This is a genomic window from Bradyrhizobium sp. CSA207 (assembly GCF_029051685.1).
GTDB lineage: Bacteria > Pseudomonadota > Alphaproteobacteria > Rhizobiales > Xanthobacteraceae > Bradyrhizobium.
Map to the genome: position 1 here is coordinate 1 of NZ_JAACFT010000020.1, position 18,493 is coordinate 18,493.

The 18,493-nt window shown below is 59.4% G+C and carries 20 protein-coding genes and 1 pseudogene; 6 read left to right on the top strand and 15 right to left on the bottom strand.

The genetic code is table 11. From position 1 onward, the window contains the following. The first annotated feature begins 247 nt into the window (after positions 1-247). From GWG65_RS22490 to GWG65_RS22500, 3 genes are all read left to right on the top strand, one after another. The gene (locus tag GWG65_RS22490; protein WP_275197759.1) at positions 248-1,024 is read left to right on the top strand and encodes a DUF4336 domain-containing protein; all 777 of its coding nucleotides are present in this window, start codon (positions 248-250) and stop codon (positions 1,022-1,024) included. Positions 1,025-1,137: 113 nt separating this feature from the next. Next, complete coding sequence (locus tag GWG65_RS22495; protein ID WP_275197760.1) at positions 1,138-1,323, top strand: hypothetical protein; 186 nt, start codon at positions 1,138-1,140, stop codon at positions 1,321-1,323. Positions 1,324-1,390: 67 nt separating this feature from the next. Next, entirely contained in the window at positions 1,391-2,014 is a 624-nt protein-coding gene (locus GWG65_RS22500; RefSeq protein ID WP_275197761.1) for an isoprenylcysteine carboxylmethyltransferase family protein, read from the top strand. Between the two features lie 861 nt (positions 2,015-2,875). On the opposite strand, the gene GWG65_RS22510 is transcribed toward GWG65_RS22500, so the two are convergent. Both GWG65_RS22510 and GWG65_RS22515 read right to left on the bottom strand, forming a co-directional pair. Continuing rightward, the gene (locus tag GWG65_RS22510; RefSeq protein ID WP_275197763.1) at positions 2,876-3,076 is read right to left on the bottom strand and encodes a hypothetical protein; all 201 of its coding nucleotides are present in this window, start codon (positions 3,074-3,076) and stop codon (positions 2,876-2,878) included. A gap of 108 nt (positions 3,077-3,184) precedes the next feature. Continuing rightward, on the bottom strand, positions 3,185-3,388 hold the full coding sequence (locus GWG65_RS22515; RefSeq protein WP_275197764.1) for a hypothetical protein: 204 nt from the start codon (positions 3,386-3,388) through the stop codon (positions 3,185-3,187). 388 nt (positions 3,389-3,776) lie between these two features. Here GWG65_RS22515 and GWG65_RS22520 point away from each other — a divergent pair, with 388 nt between their 5' ends. Then, positions 3,777-4,043 (top strand): hypothetical protein, encoded by a 267-nt coding sequence (locus tag GWG65_RS22520; protein WP_275197765.1) that lies wholly within the window; start codon positions 3,777-3,779, stop codon positions 4,041-4,043. A gap of 50 nt (positions 4,044-4,093) precedes the next feature. On the opposite strand, the gene GWG65_RS22525 is transcribed toward GWG65_RS22520, so the two are convergent. From GWG65_RS22525 to GWG65_RS22545, 5 genes are all read right to left on the bottom strand, one after another. Further along, positions 4,094-4,270 (bottom strand): hypothetical protein, encoded by a 177-nt coding sequence (locus tag GWG65_RS22525; protein WP_275197766.1) that lies wholly within the window; start codon positions 4,268-4,270, stop codon positions 4,094-4,096. A gap of 415 nt (positions 4,271-4,685) precedes the next feature. After that, positions 4,686-5,042: an MTH938/NDUFAF3 family protein gene (locus GWG65_RS22530; protein ID WP_275197767.1), complete on the bottom strand. Its 357-nt coding sequence runs from the start codon at positions 5,040-5,042 to the stop codon at positions 4,686-4,688. Between the two features lie 107 nt (positions 5,043-5,149). Continuing rightward, complete coding sequence (locus tag GWG65_RS22535) at positions 5,150-6,358, bottom strand: 6-phosphofructokinase (protein ID WP_275197768.1); 1,209 nt, start codon at positions 6,356-6,358, stop codon at positions 5,150-5,152. A gap of 43 nt (positions 6,359-6,401) precedes the next feature. Continuing rightward, the gene (locus tag GWG65_RS22540) at positions 6,402-7,553 is read right to left on the bottom strand and encodes a fructose-1,6-bisphosphatase (protein ID WP_342760657.1); all 1,152 of its coding nucleotides are present in this window, start codon (positions 7,551-7,553) and stop codon (positions 6,402-6,404) included. 387 nt (positions 7,554-7,940) lie between these two features. After that, complete coding sequence (locus tag GWG65_RS22545; protein WP_275197770.1) at positions 7,941-8,348, bottom strand: hypothetical protein; 408 nt, start codon at positions 8,346-8,348, stop codon at positions 7,941-7,943. Positions 8,349-8,839: 491 nt separating this feature from the next. Here GWG65_RS22545 and GWG65_RS22550 point away from each other — a divergent pair, with 491 nt between their 5' ends. Next, positions 8,840-9,109: an antibiotic biosynthesis monooxygenase gene (locus GWG65_RS22550; protein WP_275197771.1), complete on the top strand. Its 270-nt coding sequence runs from the start codon at positions 8,840-8,842 to the stop codon at positions 9,107-9,109. Positions 9,110-9,406: 297 nt separating this feature from the next. Here GWG65_RS22550 and GWG65_RS22555 read toward each other — a convergent pair. Continuing rightward, positions 9,407-9,520 (bottom strand): annotated as a pseudogene (locus GWG65_RS22555) (hypothetical protein); the annotation flags it as partial. A gap of 450 nt (positions 9,521-9,970) precedes the next feature. Between GWG65_RS22555 and GWG65_RS22560 the strand changes: the two are divergent. After that, positions 9,971-10,348, top strand: coding sequence for a nuclear transport factor 2 family protein (locus GWG65_RS22560; RefSeq protein ID WP_275197772.1), 378 nt, complete (start codon positions 9,971-9,973; stop codon positions 10,346-10,348). A gap of 175 nt (positions 10,349-10,523) precedes the next feature. On the opposite strand, the gene GWG65_RS22565 is transcribed toward GWG65_RS22560, so the two are convergent. The 7 genes from GWG65_RS22565 to GWG65_RS22595 all read right to left on the bottom strand — a co-directional run bounded on the left by GWG65_RS22565 (position 10,524) and on the right by GWG65_RS22595 (position 18,204). Beyond that, positions 10,524-10,910 (bottom strand): hypothetical protein, encoded by a 387-nt coding sequence (locus GWG65_RS22565; protein WP_275197773.1) that lies wholly within the window; start codon positions 10,908-10,910, stop codon positions 10,524-10,526. Between the two features lie 31 nt (positions 10,911-10,941). Beyond that, on the bottom strand, positions 10,942-12,528 hold the full coding sequence (locus GWG65_RS22570) for a hypothetical protein (protein WP_275197774.1): 1,587 nt from the start codon (positions 12,526-12,528) through the stop codon (positions 10,942-10,944). Between the two features lie 480 nt (positions 12,529-13,008). Next, entirely contained in the window at positions 13,009-14,517 is a 1,509-nt protein-coding gene (locus GWG65_RS22575) for an amidohydrolase family protein (RefSeq protein ID WP_275197775.1), read from the bottom strand. A gap of 488 nt (positions 14,518-15,005) precedes the next feature. Beyond that, complete coding sequence (locus tag GWG65_RS22580) at positions 15,006-15,713, bottom strand: hypothetical protein (RefSeq protein ID WP_275197776.1); 708 nt, start codon at positions 15,711-15,713, stop codon at positions 15,006-15,008. Further along, positions 15,710-16,147, bottom strand: coding sequence for a thioesterase family protein (locus tag GWG65_RS22585; protein WP_275197777.1), 438 nt, complete (start codon positions 16,145-16,147; stop codon positions 15,710-15,712). Before GWG65_RS22585 ends, GWG65_RS22580 begins: the two co-directional genes overlap by 4 nt. Continuing rightward, positions 16,147-17,055 carry a fumarylacetoacetate hydrolase family protein gene (locus GWG65_RS22590; protein ID WP_275197778.1) on the bottom strand — a complete coding sequence of 303 codons (909 nt, stop codon included), beginning with the start codon at positions 17,053-17,055 and terminating at the stop codon, positions 16,147-16,149. Before GWG65_RS22590 ends, GWG65_RS22585 begins: the two co-directional genes overlap by 1 nt. A gap of 42 nt (positions 17,056-17,097) precedes the next feature. Further along, a complete protein-coding gene (locus tag GWG65_RS22595) occupies positions 17,098-18,204 on the bottom strand; it encodes a cupin domain-containing protein (RefSeq protein ID WP_275197779.1) in 1,107 nt (368 codons plus the stop codon). Positions 18,205-18,493: the final 289 nt, after the last annotated feature.

Below are 18,493 nucleotides of genomic sequence, written 5' to 3' on the forward strand. Positions count from 1 at the left end.
ATGACGAGCCAGACCGAAGAAGGACTGCGACAGAAAGGTGTATCTTCCGAGTAATGCATTGCGGCGTTTTAGCCGCGAGGCGCGTGAGGTGGTCGAGTAACCCGGCGACTTCCGGTCATGGCCCATCAGCGAAGTAGCGAGCCGCTTCATTGAAGTCCGCTCACCGAGGCATGGCGGACTAGATTTGCTCCCGTTGAATTCTTCGCATTTTGACCCGTTGCAGACATCCCGCGATCAGAGATACTCCGTGCAAGAAGCTATCCGGAAGGTGACTGTGGGTGCATCGCTATACGAACCAATCAACGTATTTAAGCCCATGGGGCCGGACATCGGAATAGTCGATGGGCCATTCGAGTACTTGACCGTGGGTGGCGTCAGGTTGCCGCTGCCTTTCACTACACGGATGACGGTCGTGCGCCTTTCGAATGGTGATCTGTTCCTGCAGTCGCCGATCAAATTTGATCAGGCGCTAGCAAGCGAGCTGCAGCAGATGGGGACAATCCGACATCTCGTGTCACCCAACCAGTTTCACTACGCTCATATCGGGGAGTGGTCGAAAGCCTTTCCCGATGCGATCCCATGGGCTTCACCGCGTGTACGCCAAAGAGCGCGCGCTCGGCACATCGATGTCACGTTTGCGCGAGACCTCGGCTTCAATCCGCCAGAAGACTGGTGGCAAGACATCGACCAGACGCTATTTCCCGGTGGATACTTCAAAGAGTTCATCTTCTTTCACAAGAAATCGAAGACGCTGATTCTCACGGACACGATAATCAACATCGAGTTGGATAAGATGCCCGAGCCTTGGCGAACGGCGACAAAGCTCAGCGGGATGTACCATCCCCGCGGGCAAATATTCTTTGGCATGCGGCTGCCGCTATTATTACAGCGCCAAAAGGCTAAAGCAGCATTCGCAAAAATCCACTCTTGGGGACCAGAGCGCATTGTGCTCAGCCATGGCCGCTGTTTCGAGTCTCATGGCGACGAAGTCATCAGGAGGATATTTGGAGGCCCGTCGCCTTGAGAAGCCAATTGCCGCCCCTACCGAGCGTGCAGTGCCCATACCGGGCGGGGAACCATCCAAGCCGCATAACGTTTTTGCTTAGAGTGGAGGCTCCCTCATGAGCAACGAGCGGAATGGCCACCGCCATCACACTTTTCGCTGTCGCGGTGATGATCGCAATACTCGCGGCATTCGTCACCACGATTGAGCGGATCGAAACAAGGACGGCCAGCAACGAAACCCCGCCCGGCACGACGGACCTCGCCAAGCCACGCCCGCCACTGGACCGCGCACCGGGCCGGCCGGTGTTAGGCAACTGAGCGGCCACATTTTGAAATGGTAACCTAGCGGATGCCCGTCTCGGCTTACCTTAAGGCAGGCTTGTTCTTGGTCGCTGCGGTCGCCGCATTGTTCGGAGCGGCCGGCACGGTCGCCATCCCGGGTTTTTGGGCCTATCTCGCAATTTTCGCCGTCGTCATGATCGTTTCGTTCGCGGCGCTCGATCCGGACCTCGTGCGCGAACGCATGCGGCCGGGCGGCAAGAAGCCGCCGCTCGCGTTGAGGGTCTTCTCGCTCATTCTGTTTATGCATTGGATCGTTGCGGGGCTCGACCGTGGCCGCTTCCATTGGAGCGACAACGTGCCCGACTGGCTGCAAGGCGTTTGCCTGTTCACGTTCGCAGCCGGCTATGCCCTGGCACTATGGGCCATGCGCGTGAATCGGTTTTTTTCCTCTGCAATTCGCATCCAGACCGACCGCGGCCAGCACGTCGTCACCACGGGACCCTACGCCTTCGTCCGCCATCCCGGATACGCCGCCGGGATTCTGATCATAACGGCAAGCGGACCCGCGCTCGGATCGTGGCTCGCGGCCGCGCTCGTTGTGATCTTCATGCTGCCGTTTCTGCTCCATCGCACCATCACGGAGGATCGAATTCTTCAGGTAGAGCTTGCGGGCTATTCGGATTACGCCGCGCGGCTCCGATGGCGGCTCGTTCCGGGCATTTGGTGAGCGCCAAACCTCACTTGGGAAAGCATGCTGCTCATCGGGACGTCGCCATCTCAGAGAGGAAGCAAGCGAGCCATGTCTGAAAGTGGCCCATCGCATTGGTTAGCAAAGGTCCGCTTTCGCGCCGCTTATTGGTGTTAAGCGGACGATCAACCAATAGGGCCGTGTTGCGCATCGGGCGAGGCGCAGAAGGCGTTGACGGTCGAGCTCCGGCGCCGCGCGGAGTGGCGCAAAGGCGAGTTGGCGGCCGAGCGCTTTCGAGCCGAATGTAATCACACCAATGTCGCAGCCCTTGCCACATTCTGAACCAGATCGGATGCGGTAATCGGCGACATCAAGGATCGGAAGGCCGGCGGATGTACCCGAGCCTGATGGTCTATGAGAAGGGCCCCGACGTGCCAGCGTCGGGGTCTTATTCATGGTCCCAACGAACGGATTACGAACGCAGAAGGGTCCATCTAAGAACCAACATACCTAGTTCCGAGTTTACACAGGTGGGCAGGTTCGTAGAGATGGGTATGCGTCATGAAGCGCCTGCGGTTCATACGAAAAGCCTCGTTAAAGGCTCGGCTTGACCTAGAAGCTCAACAGCTACGCAATGAAGCCCGGTCATGCCCGCCAGGACACAAACGAGACAGTCTGCTTAGGAAGGCTCGGCAGAACGAAGTCACGTCTCAGATAACCGAGTGGCTGACCTTGCCAAGATGGCAACCACCGAAGTAGATCCACTTCAGAATGGTCAAGATGGATTAGTGGCGGAGCAAATTTGGTGCCGATGCCTGTCGTTTTCGCGCTGGCGCTCTTTGAGAGATCGACGCGGCTTTGCGGGCCGCTGCCGCAATTGTCGCCGCGGTCAGCGCTAGTTTAGCCTTCCTCCGTTAGCTGGGCGACAGGTTGACGGCTCACGCGGGCGAGTACGTGGATCACCTCATCTCTGTCCAGAACGGCATGCAGGCGCTCCACCATGTGTGCCGCATCGAATGAGTTGGAAATCACACACTCTCTGAGGATATGCCGAGCATCCTGCACAGCTCGGAATAGCACTTCCAAGTCAGGATTGTTCATCGCCTACTCCAGTAAAAGTAATTGCGTACTGGGGACGGGTGTTCCTGCGGCAGATCACGACTTTAGTAGAACTGCCAGTTCGGGAAAAAATGGAAACCTTCGACATGACTAAGCTCCCGGCGGAACGTCAGGAGCGATCTCGGAATAGCTGTCGCCAAGAGCCCGCTCAACCTCCGACGCGAGCACGGTCAAGTGCTCGGCAAGTTTCGCGAACAGCTCCCGCTTTTTCGGGTCCGTCGCCAGATCACGAATGAGGGCACATTCGGCGGCGTCGGTGCGGAGCTTCTCCAGCCGGACTTGCATGTCCTTCATCGGCGGCCTCGCTGTTCCTTTGCTGGAACATTACAAATACCCTGCTTCCGACCACAAGTGAACACGGCGATCGTCTGATTGGGATTAGCGTGCCGGGGGCACGGCGGACGCCCCCAATCCGCCAGCCCATCGGACCGCCGGCCCCACCGTCCTCTCCCTCCGCCGCAAGGGGCCGGCTGGCCCGAGGCAGCTTTGCGCAACATCAAAAGCGAGATTGGCTACTCCGGATAGGCTGGACGTGTAGCCGAACAACCTCTTGTCAGGCTGCTGAGGTTATGAGGCCCGGGCTCCTAGGCACACCGGGCCTCGTCCTAACTGCTGATCCGCGTCGTGCCATGGCGCACTGCGTGTGAGGTCTCCCTCGTGTCGAGGCGACAGGAAGCGCTACATGCCCCCCAAAGCGCACGCCGATGATCTCAGCGCGACGGTGCGCTATGCACTCGAGACAACTCGTGCAATCGCGGTCTGTCCCTTCCATTCTGATGTAACCATCCGCGTCGGTGACGATGCGGCCGAAAGCCACGCCTTCGAACGCGCCAAAAGGATCATTAAGAGCGACGGTACGAATTGGAGTTCAAAGGCGCTCAACGAAGAGATTGGTCGGCAACTCAGCGAAGCGGCAGATGGGGAATGCCCCCGCTGCGCGTCGCATTGAACCGATGCGCCGGTGCAGTGCGCTCAGGCTTGTGCACGAGATCAGCCGCGCTAGTGCGGCTCGCGATTGTCAGCTACCTCGCGCGCTGCCAGATGTAGCTCCAGCTCTCTGAGCTGCTCAATCAGCAATTCTAGGATCTCTTGGTAGTCGGAAGTCGTCAATGAATGCACGCCGCGTAACGTCAGTTGGTTCTGGAGGATCGTCGCCATCATGGCTTTAACGCTCATGGGCCGCTCTCTGAAAATAGATCGTCACAAAAAATCAATCTGAAGTAGATGCCAAACATCTTGAATGTGCAACGCCCGTAGAACTACGTGCAGAGCCGCGGATAGCTTCGCAGCGCACAAATAGATGATGATCCCTTTCTTCCGCGCCCTTGGTCTGGCGCTACTTCTTGACCAGGTCCGCGCGGCCCCCTGTTGTCGGCTCATCGAGCTAGACGGGAAGTAACCGGCCGAGCTGCCAACCGGCGCTCATGACCCAAAGCCGACGCTCATGTCCCGCCGCGCTCCCGTCAGTGGTCAGGATATCTTGCGGACCTGGACGATGGTGGTTTCCGCCACCGGTCATCAGGTACGACCGTGCGACGAATCGATCTTCTCAATGCTCTCCCGCGATTCATGCGCCGCAGCCGGCCCGATTTCAGCAGGTAATGTGAAAAAGGCCGATCTTCTTTGCGCGCGAGTCGTTGAACGTATGAATCGCCTTGGGGGTCGGCTGCAGCAGGACCGTGCAACCCTTTTTCGCAAAATACGTCTCGGCTTCCGGCGATAGGTGCACATTGCCCATCTGGCCCGAGCCAAGAATTAGCTGCTCGCATCCGTCCTCATAGAGGAACTTCGCTTCGTCTTTCGAGAGGACATGCGAGGTGCCGTAGTACTTCTTCGACAGCTTTTTCTTCCGCCTTGCCACTTCACCGGAGAGACGAATGATCACGTCGTGTTCATAGGTCTTTCCGTCAATCGTGATGGTTCCGAATGCAGTGCGTTCGATCTCCATGGCCTGACTCCTTCATGATCTCGGCACGAAGCCCTGACCCCGCGTCGGCAGACCCATCTGGCCGGGCACCACTTCCGAGCCTGCCCCATACGAGACTTTCTTGGGGGTTACCACCTGCCACCCTGTGACGCGCGGTTGAGAAAGATCGGCAGCCCCCGCTTGTTGGCGTAGATGGGGCGGTAGCGCTCCGTGTTATACATGCTGGTGACGTCCAGTTTGCGCGGCCCGAGCTTGGCGTCAGGGATGGGCACAAGGTCGTAGCGGCCCTCGACCAGCGCCGACATGAGGCCGGTCTTGCCTTCCAGGATGGCATCGTAGGCCATGTTGCCGAAAGTCAGGGCGACGAGCTTGTCGATGAAGTCAGGATCGCCCGATCGCAGGTCGTAGGTGAGATCAGAGACGATGGTCTCCTCGCCGGCGCGCCGCTTGATCTCGTCGGCAAGCACTTCGGCCACGCTCGTCCTTTTTCGGTGACCGTAGGCGTCAGGCTCGCCGTATTCCTGCAGCCTGAAGCCCTCCCACTCGGCACCTTCGCTGAGTACGATCAGCGCGTAGTTGCTTGGGTTCGCACGCTTCTCCTCGATGAGCAGTTGGATCAGTTTGTCGAGGTTGACCTTGTACTCCGGTATGACGCACCGTATCGAGGTCACGTACGCGGTGTAGAGAGCTGTAAATCCGGCATCGCGGCCAAAGATGCGGAAAATGCCAATTCGCTCGTGTGAGCCGACAGTGGTGCGCTGCCGCTGGATTGCATCGCTGGCGCGGGTGATCGCGGTCGAGAAGCCGATGCAATACTCGGTGTTGCGGACGTCGTTATCCATCGTCTTCGGGATGGCGATAATCTTGACGCCGAGCCCGTTGAGCTTGTCCGCATAGCTGAGTGTGTCGTCGCCGCCGATGGCGATGAGGTGCTCGATGCCCAGCCCGGAGAGGTTCGCCAATACCTGGCCGGTGAGATCCCAGGTCTTGGTTGCGATGCCGCTCTTGGTACTCTCCGAGACTGGAAGGTCTTGGCCAGCGAGATGATCGGGCAGTTTCTTCATTTTGGAGGGATTGGTGCGGCTCGAGTGCAGCACGGTACCGCCGCGTCGGTCGATGACGCGCGTGTTTTCGCGGTTGAGCGGGATAAGGTAGTGCGATTTGCTGGCGGGGTCGTCGAGGTCAAGGTGCGTGAGGGCTTCCCAACCGCGGCGCAGACCGACGACCTCAATGTCATCCTCGCTGCCGCGATAGGTCACGGTCTTGATGATTGCGTTGAGGCCGGCAACGTCGCCGCCACCCGTTAGAATGCCGATGCGTTTTCTAGCCAAGCTCATCTCCCAGCATTGGCATGTCGCAATAATGCACAGCGAGGCGTTCCTACTCGGCCGCTTCCGGTTTGCGCTCCCCGCGCGGCCGAAAACGCTTCAGCAATGCGGACACGGTGTCGCGGAAGCCGCCATACTCCAGCTCGGAATAGGGCAGCATCGCGGCGCCAGACCAGCCCTGGCTGCGCATCTCGATCGCCTTGCGCTGGGCGCGCCGGCGGACCTCGTCCCACGCCGGGTTGTCAAAGAAATCGGTATAGGACTCCGAAAAACGGCCGTCCTTGTCGATCGAAAAGCCAGCGCAGGAAACAATTGGCAGGCAGTACATGCCCGTCACCGGTGTATTAAGTGGCACTGGCATGAGCGGCATCACGTGCGAGCCGCGCGCATCGCCGCCTACGAAGTGCGCCTTCGCGAACGGCGAGACGATTTCTTCCGGCGCTGGGAAAATCCCTTGGTTCCTGACGATCGCGACCGGATCGTCCTTGCCGGTGTACTTGCCTGCGATCGAGTGGAGACGCTGCGCCGAAACAGCGACGGCAACCTCGTCATACGTTCGAGAAACGATGCGATCGATCCCAAAGCGCTCATTGTCGCGGAGCAGCGCGGCAATGTGGTAGCCGTCCGCGGGCGCGTCGAGTTCGATCACGCTGTCGCCAGCCGTGTGGTCCATGTCGATGACATGAAAACGGAAACCCTTGATCATCGGAGGCAGCATCAGCCCGGCGCAATACATGGGATCGGCAAAGGTGAGGTAGAGCGGCAGGTTGTAGGCGCCGGGGCCGCATTTGTCGGCGGCGAACACCATGAAGGACTCCGCGGGCCTCGAACCCGAGAGACTGTGGTCGAAGCTGAGCTCCGCGACGCCCGGTCCGGCGCCGCGAACGTTTCCGGAAGGCGCGTCGACCAGAAGATCCTGGCCGGCGCCGTAGAGGCCCGAGTTTTTCGCAACCGCCGTGGCCGCAAGAAACGCCTTCCAGGCGAGTTGATGTATCTCAGAGCTCCCCTCGCCCCGTGTGTGCGTCATGATGATCGCAATGTCGTCGCCGGTGTGGCAGATGAAACCGTCGATCAAGAGACCATTGCAGATCGCCTTCGCGACCTCGCCCTCGACAGCCGCCATCATGCGTGTAGACGGTTTCGTGTGCCCACCGACGGAGCCAACGTCAGCCTTGATGACTGAAAGGGTGAGTCTCATGAGCATTCCCTCCAATCAGCGCAGCTCAGCGCCTCGGCGCCTGCTGCGCCGGGGCGACGGCGCTGCTCACTCGCGGAAAAGAACGTCTGATGTTTCGTTAGGTTCCATACTGCCTTTCTTTCTCGAAAAGCTCGGGCTCATCCGGTAGCCGGCATCATCGATCACCGCAAATGTCCCAGAAGCGATGCTGCCCTCATTTGCTGCGGTGCACGAGGCCGGTGCTGGCCCATCGCGTCGGTCGGCGCAGCGACATATCCAGAACTCGGCGCAACCCGGAAGTCACCGTCAGAGGGCAAGCCGACGCGATCGGCGCGTAACGATCCTGCACGCGAATGGCGCGCCGTCGCGTGCGCCATTCGCTCCTACAATCGATTTCTTGCGAAGAAACGAGCCTTAAGCCTTCAGGTCCGTGATCCGCATAATCGCGACCACGTTCCCATCATTGAACGCCTGCTCCTTTGTGTCCTTGTTGCAGGTCCAGACAAAATTCTTCTTGCCGGTAAAGGTCTTTTCGTCCTGCTGAAGCCGAAGCTCTCCTTCGGTGATATGGCAGACCATGGCATTCATCATCGGGGGCCCCATGGTCTTCGATCCCGGCTGCATGATGATGTCGCGCATCGAGACGGTCTTAAAACCGGGGATGATGGATGGTGTCTCGCCATCATACTCACGCACCACCACACCTGGCCACGGAGTTGTGTCCTTGTAGCCCGTCGTTTGAGCGGCGGCGGGCTTTATCATGGCCGCCGTAGCCGCTGCCAACCCGAATGCCAATGCAGACCTTCGATCGATCTTGCTCATCGTTTTTCTCCTTAGGTTACTGCAACAAGCCGCCGCAAAAGTTGCGCGCGTGTGGAATGTGAATGTGAAATCTGTGAAACCGAAAAACGGGGCGGTCTCTTAGGGTAGCGTACCTGCCGACAGCGCTAGTACTGCTCGTTCGTCCCGAACGGTGACTTCGGCACATCCCGCTTCAAGGGCAACCACATTCTACGAGACTGGATGCGCCCTAGAAATGGGTGTTTCGCCCAAGAGGCATAATGCCTCAGTTTGCTTAGGGCCTGAAGATCGGACCCGGTGTCAGCAGCTTCGCACTGTGACCAACTGAATACGCAAGTCAGTGTCACTGACTGGTCCTGCGGCTGGTCGCAGTAGGTGCGCGGCCAACGACCTATTGGCGTCGAGTCATGAAATAGCTCCAAGCGGTGGCCGGTATTATACTGGTGCTGCTGGAAGTGCTGTTTGAAGCGTTCGTGGAAAGATTGTTACGACCAGTCAGGGAGGAACATCTGATGACGAATATGTTTGTTAGACACACGGTTTCCGACTACAAGGCCTGGCGAAAGGTTTACGACGATTTTGCTCCGGTTCAGAAGGCGAAGGGCGTAACAGCCGAGGCGGTCTACCGAGCAGTCGAAAATCCCAATGACATCACAGTAACTCACGAGTTTGCCACGATTGAAGCTGCGCAAGCCTTCGCGGAGAGTGCTGAATTGAAGAATGCTATGCAGAATGCGGGAGTGGCGGGAGCTCCAACGATTTGGTTTACGAACAAGGCGTGAAGTATCGATCCCGGCCAAGTGCCGGGATTTTTTTGCTGTGGTGGTGCCATGTCGCCTGCTGGCCCATCGCGTTGGTTGACACACCGCAGCGACATGTCCGGAGCGAGAGGTAGAGCGGAAGTCGTCCCACTCAGGGGCCGACCGCCGCCTCTGACCCCTAAGCAGACTTCGCGAGCGGCTGTTGGTGAGGCCGTCCTGTCGCTCGACCGCCCTTGCAATTGCCGGCAGATAGCGATTCATCCAGCCCGGCTTAAGCATCACGATGCCGACGATTGCATATATGATGCTTGGCTTCAGTAGAATGAAGCGAGGATCGTCAGTGAGGAGCGTGACGGAGCCTGCCGCGACAACTAGGAATAGGCTCAGCCACTCCAGTATCGATTGGCTTTCCGCGGGCGAACTGTAGACCAATCTGAGTGAGACCCAGTGCCATGCCCAGGCAAACCGAAAGGATCGTGTTGTGTGTTAAAAGAAACAGGATGAGGAACAAGAATGTCGAGGCTAAGTCGAGAAGCAGCAACTTGGCTGCCGTAAGTAAGTCTTTCATTGAAAACCCTAGTCTGCCGCCGCTGCAGTCTTCATGTGCGACCAATGGTGGTTCTATATTAAGATACTCGCCTCAAAGCTTCCGCTTCAAACCGTCGGCTGTTGGCCCATCAACGAAGTGGCAGCACGCCTCATCGAGGTCCGTTCAATGAAGCATAGCGGACTGAATTTGCTCACGTTGAGTTCTTCACATTTTGACCCAGAAACGGACTCGGGCCCACTAAAGCTGGTTCACGTTATGGTGGAGATGATAGACTGAAGTTGTGGGAGAACCTGCCGAATAGCGGCGTGCGTTGAAGTCGAGGCAAAGCGCAGATGAATATTCGAGCCAAACTAATAGAGATATGCGATGCGTTTAACGCGCACGATCTGGATCGGATCATGAGCTTCTTTGCGGATGATTGCGTTTTGGAGATGCCGAATGGGAGTAAACCGTATGGCTCCCGTTTTGAGGGTAAGCACAATGTGCGGGTTGGGCTGGCTGCGCGTTTTGAAGGACTGCCCGACGTTCATTACGGGAATGCTGAGCATTTCGTGGATTCGGAATCTCAAACCGGCATTTCGAAATGGTGCCTCACCGGCACCGGTCGGGACGGCAAGCAGGTGGAGGTCCAAGGTTGCGACTTCTACACATTCCGCGCGGGCGAAGTGGTTCGAAAAGACTCATATTGGAAAATCGTAGAACGAAATTGATACTGCTAGGAAGTTGCGCGATGTCGCCTGTTGGCCCGAAGGCGAACATCGCGATAGCGGTCCTGCACGTCGGCTGTCGAGGTGAGACCGGACCTTGCAAAGGCGCGGCCAACTCGACGCGAATGACCCACAACCGACTTAGTTCGAGGGCTCTGCCGGCGAGGCTGATGGGCAGCTATTTCAGCCACAGCTTGAGGGGAACGGCCTGTCGACCTGGACAGTCCATCGTGCCTGTATAAGGGTCCGACAGTCGTCCGATGTAGGTGCATTCGACGCCGGCAACGGAGAATGTCGCATTCAATTCGGGTGATGAGGCCGACATCTGAAAATGCATTTCACCGGTCCTCTCCTCCGGACCATCCTGAGTGCACACGCCGATGTGCTTCATCGTTAACGGCCCGGAGTATTCCTTTATATGGATATGGCCGGAACCCGTTTCCGTGACGGTTGCGGTCAACTCCCACTCCCCGAGATAGCCGGAGTATCCGATCACCTGAAGCGATTGAGCGACAGCCGGGGTCGCGAGAGCACTCAGAACGATAGGCAGAAAGAATGCTTTCACGATATGCTCCCCTGCGATCGCCGCATGCCCCTCAGCGCTTCGTCAGATACGCGCGCGCGTCGGTAACCTCGGTCCGGGTATTATCCGCAGCATCTGCGATCGCGACGACCTTGCTGTAATACTCATGAGCCTTGGCGGACTCACCGGACGTTTCGGCGGCTTTTGCCGCGCCCACATAGGCGCCCAGTCGGTTTGGCTCCTTCTTCAGCGTCGCTTCAAAGGCGACGAGCGCGTCCTTGGCGTTACCGCTCTCGAGCAGCATGACACCATAGAGTTCGCGCGCCGGTTTGGGAACGCCCGGCGTCACCGGATGCTTCTCAGTCTTGTCCTCAGCATCGGCGGCTGCATTCATGACTTTCAGCGCGTCCTCGTGCTTGCCCTCGGCATAGAGCATCCAGGCGGTCGCGACCTGCCGCTGAATGTCTACTTGCTCCGACCAATAAGCATCCTTCGCATCTCGCAGCTTGTCCCGCAACGCGGCGAGTTTGGCGATATCAGCCTTGGCGGCTTCAGGATTGCCCGAGCGGGCTGCGCCTAGCGCTCGCGCGAAATGGGTTACCGCCTGCACGTGAGCCAGCGGGCTGACACGGACTTGAAGCGCCGCCGCAGCCTTCCAATCGCCGCGCTCCACCGCGTAGCGTGCTGGCGAAGCGGCCAGCGCGTATGGCCCGGCGATGAAAGTTTCGGTGAACCCGGTGACCGCGTTCATCTCGTCAATAACGGCGGCGGCGTTGTTATCCTGCCCGAGTTGTAGATAGGCGTAGACCAGGTAATCCATGGCGTGCAGCTGATCATGGCCTTCTTTGTCCGCCTTCGCAACCCGCGACGATTCGACATTGGAAGCAATCGACTCCTTCCAATAGCCGACGCGCGTGAAGATGTGCGACGGCATATGCTGTGCGTGTGCTGACGCTGGTGCGACCTTGGCGTAGCGTCGGGCGGCGTCGAGGCCCTTCTCGGCGATCGGCGGATAGTCGTAAAGATGAATCAAGTAGTGCGCCACGCCAGGATGTTGTGGCTGGCGTATTGCGATCGGCTCCAGGATTGCCGCACCCTTGAGCTGGTTGGCGTAGGTTTTGTCGGCCGGCGAAGCCGAGGTGTTTAGGGCGAGCGCGTAATAGATCTGTGCTTCGTCATCGTTGGGATAGCGCTGTGCTAGTTGTTCCATGGCCTTGGCGTAAGCCTGCATGCGCGTACGGTGGTCGACCTTGTCGTAGTCGGCGTACATAGCGCCGAGCGCATCGAGGTAGTCGCTCTCGCGCTGGGTCTTGGCTCCGACGCTCTTTCCCTTTGCGATCGCGTCACCGCCCTCGGCGAGGTTCTTCGCAGGCGTCGGAACGTGGGGGTTCCATAACAGGCTGAGCGCGATGCCCCAGTAGGCGATACCGCACTCAGGGTCCGCCTTCAGCACATCTCCAAACACTTGTTGCGACGCGCGGTACCAGAACGAGTGCTGGTACAGCATCCCGCGGTCGAAAAGTTTCTGCGCTTCTGGTTTGCACGATGTGTCGAAATGCACAGTGCCGAGCTGACTGCTGTCTGATTGCCCCAACGCCGGTTGCGCGAGCGAAAGTCCCACTGCGGCCGCAGCACCAATTACGAATGGCGTTTTGGTCATGATCTAGCTCCAGGCAAAAATTTAGATTTCGACCGAGCATTGCGCAGATTAGACCGATTTCTTGAGGCCGGCCATGTATTTCCCTTCGGCATTCGCTTTCCCCTCTTTCTTGCCGGGCAAGTCAGCGGTCCTGACAATTCATCCATGCTCCAAGACGTATCGCGCCCCGGCCGAGGTTCTAAATGCCGGCGAGGTTCAGCGGACTAAGGCGTCTCGGTTGTCCGACACCTTCACCTTGAAGGGCGCAACTGAGACCGCCAATCAAGGGCGACGAATGTCTCCTGCTGGCCCATCGGCGAAGTGGCGGCAGTCCTCCACGAGGTCCGCTCACCGAGGCATGGCGGACCAGATTTGCTCACGCTGAGTTCTTCGCATTTTGCCCCGAAGCCGAAGTCGGAGTTGCCGATCGGCATCTACTTACTCGGCAGCCGCGCGTCCACAGCGCCAGCGGAGCTTGCCGGCACCGCTGGCGCCGTTCACTTAGGCGGCCCGAACGTAGCCGTAGCGCAGGTTCGAAGGTTGCTTGGCAGCTTGTGCGTACTCGTTCTTGAGCACCGCGAGGCGGTCCTCGGAAAAGGCGGGCATCCTGGTGTTATCGGCCGCCTTCAGCTTGATCTTGTAAAACCTGGTGGCGTTGCCCGCGAAGATCAGCTGCTTGGTCGCGCTGTTGGCGTCGCCGAGCGGCGCAAAGCCGTATTTCTTCTGCATGTCCTCGGGGATTTCGAGTCGGCGCAGCGCCTCGATCTGCCACTGCGGTGAGCCGTACCAGACCGAGTCGGTGCCCCACATCACGTGGTCGACCCCCATCCCCTTGATCAGCGTCCCGACCAGTGCGGCGCAGAACTTCGGATGTGCCACCGCCGAGTTAGCAAAGGACGTGCCGAGCTCGGCATAGACATTGGTGACGCCGAACTTCTGCGGGATTTCCGCGAGATCCGAGGCCCACTGGATGCGGCCGGTCTGCTCGAACTCAGCCCAGGCCTTGTCCGGCAATTCGAGGAACGGCCGCAGCGCCGAGTGATAGATCACGAAGTTCATCTGCGGCCAATCCTTGGCAGCCTTTCCGATGTCCCACGCCGTTGCGTATTCCCACACGCCGGCGAACGATTTCTCGTAATCGGGCGGCAGCAACCCTTTGTGGATACACAGCGTGTTGATGCCGGCCTTCACCGCTTTCTCGTAGAAGGGATACATCACCTGCTCGTCGTCGAGCCGCCATGGGAACTTCGACGGCGCCAGCGGGTCGCCGATCGTGTACGACTTCCAGGAATCCGGCTTATAGACCTCTATCGCCTTGTCGACCTCGTCCATCCAGCCGGGTTGCTTGGGGGTGATGACGGAGTGCGCCAGCAGGCGCCGGGAGCCAGCGAAGTCGTTGATCAGCTCGCGCGCCTTGACGATCTGCTCGTTCGACAGGAGCCACCAACTTGGGTCGTCGAACGGCGCGCCGCTCAGTAACGCCATGTTGGTGTCGCTGTCGTAGTAGACCTCTTTCACATAATTCTGGAACTTGTAGCGGGCGAGCGAGGAGACGCCTTCCTCCTTCATCTTCGGGTTCCAGTGCTGGCTCGCGAACTTGCCCAGGTCCAAGAGCTCCGCGTGGTTGAAGTCGTCACGCACAAAATGGGTCTGGACATCGAAGATGAGCTGCCCGGCGAGGCTTTGTGCGCGCGTCAGCATCAGCTCGGGTTCACGGGCCTCGGCGGGCGCGACCTGAAACACGTTGCCGTAGATGTCGTTCATGGCGAGGAACGCCGCCGCCATGCCGCAGCTCGTGTGCAGGAACTGTCTGCGGCTCAAGCCGAGATGCTTGCCGTTCACGTCGGCGAGCTCGTTGATCCGTGCTTCGACCTTCTTCTGGATGGCGCTCTGAGGGGGCGGGAGATACTCGCCGTTGGAAACAATCTGAGTCGGAATCGGCGTTGCCGCCGATGCCGCCTCCGCGCCTGCGACGAGACGCTGTTCTCGCTCACTAAGCCAGGTGCTCATTGTTCTCCTCCCTTTGTTGGCCATCGACAGTGCTGAGCGGTGCGCGCATAGAGCCGTGCGCTTGATCACTTCCGACAAGTGTGGTGGACCGATTAGGCGTATCTCCCTGTTCAGCTACGCATGAAGCCACTCACGTCCAGGCGAGTCTCTTCATCGCTTCATCCTACGAGAGCACAGGCACACTCAAAAAACTACTTGCCGTGGTGGCGTATCACTTCTGAATTCAACGCTCAAACTTTCGTCGGCGCAAGCAATGTAGTCCGACAGCCACACTGCCCAAACGCTGCACCACTACGACTGACAGGTTTTGCCGGGATGAGGGCGTGGCGCTGACATGAGTGTCGAACAAGGGCGTGATGTCAGCTACTGGCCCGTTTCGGAAGTGCCGTGACCTGTGACTTGCGTCTGAAATAAGCGCCAAGCGGGCATATGGCGATCAATCTGAATTTACGGGTCTCACACCGTATTTTTTTCACGCTCTCGACTCTCTAGGGCTTAGACATAACTCCCCGCGTCAGCATCGGAAAATGCTTGTTGCCGCCCGAGAACGGCGGGAACTGGACGAAGTCCGCGCGCATGCGCTTGATGACATCGGAGCTCAGCGCGCGTGAGAGCGCTGCCGGGCTATCGAACACCAGCTTGTTGCGCTGCATGTACTCGACCCGTTGCGACGGCAGCCGGTCGACCCAATCGATGCGCGTATAGATCTCGATCTGACGGACGTCCGGAAAGGTCCGCATGATCGATGGGTGGTGCTCCAGATAGTGCAGGTGCCAAGCGTTCAGGTCTTCCGCCGGCCCTGGGTAGTGCACGAGGTAGCTGCACGGGGTAGCCGTAGCATCCGGATGCGCGGCGACGTCGACGGGAAACGGGCGCGTCAGCATCACCTGATGCGTGACGTCCAATCCGGTCAGACCCGACAAGCCGGCCCCCGTCGCCAGGCCGGCAAGAACGCCGCCGCGATCCAGTGCAGCCTCGCATGCGAACAGGTCCGAAAACCGCAGCTGAAGCGCAAACACGGGGCCGGATCCATCGGCCTTGTAGGGATGATCGACCGACTGTTCCAGCGGAGTGAACAGCAAGCCCTCCGTCATATCCGGGATCGATCCGACCAACTCGGCTGCGGCGGCAACTTCGTCGGGATGAATCCGCCGTTCGCCTGCCAGATCGGAGAACGTCATGAACAGCGAGATCACGACGGTGCCACCTGCGTTTCCTCGTCCGCGTGCAGATGCGACACGAGCGCGGCGCGAACATCCTCGGGCCAGGGAATGGCGTGATGATCCACCAGCGAGGTCGCAGCAAGGATCTGGCGTGCACACCAGCGCACGCCATCTGCGCCCGAGACCACATGCGCCAAGTGGAGCGATGCCCGACCGACCTTCCCTACGCGCAGCTTGAACGTGAGGATATCGCCAAACATCGACGGCCGGGAAAAGTCGCAGGTCAGATGCACGGTGGGCGTGCCGATCCTCCGCACCGTAATCAAATCCGGCCAGGGAAATCCGATTTCCGCCCAGAAGTCCTCGACGACTGCGTTGAGCATGTTCAGATAGGACGGGAAGTAGGCGATTCCGGAGGGATCGCAGTCTGCGAACCGCAGCTTGCGGTCGAACGAGAGCGACGTCATCAGATCGCGACGACGGGGTGCCGGATGACACCGACGCAGTCGACCCCGGCCTCCACCACGTCGCCAGGCCACAGCCATTCCTGCGGGTTCATGCCTGCGCCGACGCCTTCCGGCGTTCCCGTCGCGATGATGTCGCCGGGCTCGAGCGTCATTCCCGACGAAATGTCGGCAATCAAAGCCGGAACATCGAAGATCATGTACTTGGTGTTGGAATCCTGCTTCGTGACCCCGTTCTTCGTCAGCCACAGCCGCAGGTCATGTGGATCGGGAATCTCGTCCGCGGTCACGATGCAGGGGCCGAACGGCGCATAGGTGTCCATGCCCTTGGAAAAGATCCACTGGCCGGCACGGCGATTGTCGCGCGCGGAAATGTCAATCATCACCGAATAGCCGAAGACGTGGTCCATCGCTTTCTCGACCGGGATGCGGGTCGCGGTCTTGCCGATGATGACGGCGAGCTCGACCTCCCAGTCGAGCTGCTGCGTCATCTTCGCGTTATGCTGGATCGCCGCGCCCGGGCCGATCACGGAGGTCGGCGGTTTGGAGAAGACGACCGGCTGCTTCGGCAGATCCTTGTCCGTATCCAGGCTCTTGGCGGATTCCGCGACATGCGCGCGGTAATTCAGCCCGATTCCGAAGATGTTCTTTCGTGGCCGCGGGATCGGCGCCTGCAGCTTCACATCCTCGACCGGAACGGCGGAGCCGACCGGCAGGCGACCATTGGCATCGCCCAGGCAGTCCCTGAGCGCGGGCAGCAGCGTCACGCTGTTATCGATGAACGACAGCATGTCGCTCGGCCATGCAAGGCCATGCGACGCACCGAGGCGCTCGACGTCCACAACCAATCCATCAACGAGACCCCCGAGGCGGGCACCGCTGGAGCCCAAAGTGTAGGTAACAAGACGCATGAAGCTTTATCCGGCTCTTTCGGTTGAATTCTGCAGGAGACGTCAGGCGGCAACTGGTTGGTGGCCCGCATTGTCGCCATAGGCCTCTTCCCGGTAGAAGCCGAGACTTTCGATGACGGGCAGATCGTTGAAGCAGAACAGACAGGCGTCCTCGCTCGCAGAGGCGTTGCCGTGCTCGTGCCAAGCCCAGGACGGAACACAGAAGATGTCGCGCTCCTGCCATTCGAAGCGCTTGCCACCAATCACGGAATAGCCGCGGCCCTTCGCCACCTGATAGATGAAGCTGCCGGTGTGCCGGTGCGACTTCGTTCGTTCGCCCGGCCGCAGCAACTGCATGCTGGCGCCAATCGTCTGCATGACGTGGCCGCCGGTGACCGGGTTGACGTAGTTCATGAGGATGCCGTCGTAAGGCGAGCCGTCGGTCGCGGCGGCATATTTCCGCAAGGAGTCGTAGGTCGGGTCCCACTCGTACTTGAACATGGGGGAATAGCCCTTCGACCATTTCGAGCCGGCCGGGCGAAGACCGGGATTGCCCCAGGTCTTGGTCGTGCCGTCGACGGGATAGCCGGATTCTTCCTGCTGAACCTTGGGATGGACCGCGAAGAAGTTCGCTTCCAGCGCATTGACCAGCGGGATGTCGAGACCATCCTGCCAGATGCAGACCGAGCCGTTGCCATCGACTCCGTGCTCGTGCCAGGTGCCGTTCGGCGTGAGCACAAAATCCCGCGCCCCGAGCGTCATCTTGTGACCGTCGACGACGGTGTAGGCGCCCGAACCTTCCATGATGAAGCGCAAGGCCGAAGCCGAGTGCGCGTGGGCCGAGGCGACCTCGCCGGGATGCATGACCTGCAAGCCCGAGTAGAGCCAGCCGACGGCTGCCGATACGTCGCGACGACCGGGATTGTTGAGATAGATCACCCGGCGCCCCGCCTTTTCCGGAGACACCAGCTCTACCGATCGCAGCACGTGCTCGCGCAGATCGTCATAGCGCCAGAGCACAGGAATGGAGGCCGATTGCGGCTGCCATGGCTCGATCTTGTTGGCGACCGTCCACAATGCACCGGCTTCGTATTTCTCGAGGTCCTTGTAGTAGGCCTTGAGTTCCGGGGTGTCCTCGACATTGGCCCGGCCGATCACGTTTTCGCGCATCTCATCCTCCAAGTCCTGCTCCAAGTCCTGTTTCCAAGTCCGGTTTCCAAGTCCTGTCTTATGACGTCGCTGGACCGAAGCGTGCCCGTCCGTCAATGGCCTTTGCCAGGCCAGGATCGATGATCCAGTTCCAAAGAGGCGATGGCCGGGACCATCATCTCGGATGGCCAACGGGACTTGCGCCATTGGCCTCGCCTCGCAGGCTGCGGAAGCCGGCTTGTCGGCGGTCGTGCTCGCGTTAAAATGCTCAGATGAAGCCTGCACGGCGGCAGCCTTGAAGCGAGGCAGC

Coding starts and splice junctions, on each gene's coding strand:
- GWG65_RS22545 (WP_275197770.1), bottom strand. CDS start 8,348: ATGAGCAAGATCGATCGAAGGTCTGCATTGGCATTCGGGTTGGCAGCG.
- GWG65_RS22590 (WP_275197778.1), bottom strand. CDS start 17,055: ATGCGTCTTGTTACCTACACTTTGGGCTCCAGCGGTGCCCGCCTCGGG.
- GWG65_RS22510 (WP_275197763.1), bottom strand. CDS start 3,076: ATGAACAATCCTGACTTGGAAGTGCTATTCCGAGCTGTGCAGGATGCT.
- GWG65_RS22550 (WP_275197771.1), top strand. CDS start 8,840: ATGACGAATATGTTTGTTAGACACACGGTTTCCGACTACAAGGCCTGG.
- GWG65_RS22515 (WP_275197764.1), bottom strand. CDS start 3,388: ATGAAGGACATGCAAGTCCGGCTGGAGAAGCTCCGCACCGACGCCGCC.
- GWG65_RS22495 (WP_275197760.1), top strand. CDS start 1,138: ATGGCCACCGCCATCACACTTTTCGCTGTCGCGGTGATGATCGCAATA.
- GWG65_RS22575 (WP_275197775.1), bottom strand. CDS start 14,517: ATGAGCACCTGGCTTAGTGAGCGAGAACAGCGTCTCGTCGCAGGCGCG.
- GWG65_RS22535 (WP_275197768.1), bottom strand. CDS start 6,358: ATGAGCTTGGCTAGAAAACGCATCGGCATTCTAACGGGTGGCGGCGAC.
- GWG65_RS22540 (WP_342760657.1), bottom strand. CDS start 7,553: ATGCTCATGAGACTCACCCTTTCAGTCATCAAGGCTGACGTTGGCTCC.
- GWG65_RS22570 (WP_275197774.1), bottom strand. CDS start 12,528: ATGACCAAAACGCCATTCGTAATTGGTGCTGCGGCCGCAGTGGGACTT.
- GWG65_RS22560 (WP_275197772.1), top strand. CDS start 9,971: ATGAATATTCGAGCCAAACTAATAGAGATATGCGATGCGTTTAACGCG.
- GWG65_RS22525 (WP_275197766.1), bottom strand. CDS start 4,270: ATGAGCGTTAAAGCCATGATGGCGACGATCCTCCAGAACCAACTGACG.
- GWG65_RS22585 (WP_275197777.1), bottom strand. CDS start 16,147: ATGACGTCGCTCTCGTTCGACCGCAAGCTGCGGTTCGCAGACTGCGAT.
- GWG65_RS22530 (WP_275197767.1), bottom strand. CDS start 5,042: ATGGAGATCGAACGCACTGCATTCGGAACCATCACGATTGACGGAAAG.
- GWG65_RS22595 (WP_275197779.1), bottom strand. CDS start 18,204: ATGCGCGAAAACGTGATCGGCCGGGCCAATGTCGAGGACACCCCGGAA.
- GWG65_RS22520 (WP_275197765.1), top strand. CDS start 3,777: ATGCCCCCCAAAGCGCACGCCGATGATCTCAGCGCGACGGTGCGCTAT.